The following is a 731-nucleotide window of genomic DNA, read 5'->3' on the forward strand; positions in this document are numbered from 1 at the left end:
TCAGGGACGATGATTATTTTAAGCTAAGACTCTTTGCGCTTCATGATTCGTCCATCCAACTGAACTGCGGATGAACCGAAAAACTCGATGTGCTCAATTTTATGTTGCTGAAAGGCCATCCAACAAAACTGCGGAAGAACCTATTTTTAGTACCTTTATAGTTGACAATCAATAAGTTACATAAAAATATCCATTCCCATGACTGATGCAAATATAATAGAAATTTTCTGTATTCTTGATGGGTTCTGCAAATATTTTGCTCCCGAACTGAAAAAACACACGCTGGACATATGCGGCAAACGTAGCCGCAACCGCCAGTGCCTCATGTCCGACAGCGAGGTGATGACCATTCTCGTACTGTTCCATATCTTGCGCCACCGAGACCTCAAGTCTTTCTACCTCGGTTATGTATGTAACCACATGCGCAAGGAGTTTCCACACCGCCTGTCGTACAACCGCTTCGTAGAACGTCAGGCCAAGGTGGGACTCCGGCTTTTGCTGTTCCTGCAGACATGTGCGTTGGGTAAATGTACTGGAATATCCATTATCGACTCCACACCGTTGAAGTCATGCAATATAAAGCGTGCGCACAGCCACAGGACGATGAAGGGATGGGCAGCCAAGGGCAAGTGTACGATGGGATGGTTCTACGGGTTCAAGCTGCATATAGTGATAAACGACCGTGGCGAGATAATACAATGGATGCTCACGCCCGGGAACGTGGACGACCG

The 731-nt window shown here is 46.6% G+C and carries 1 protein-coding gene; it reads left to right on the top strand.

Going from position 1 to position 731, the window contains the following annotated elements:
• Nucleotides 1-198: 198 nt before the first annotated feature.
• Nucleotides 199-731, top strand: a 533-nt coding sequence (locus H6A34_RS14515) for an IS982 family transposase (protein WP_205106092.1), incomplete at its 3' end; no start/stop codon positions are given.

It is taken from the genome of Marseilla massiliensis, from assembly GCF_016899855.1.
GTDB lineage: Bacteria > Bacteroidota > Bacteroidia > Bacteroidales > Bacteroidaceae > Prevotella.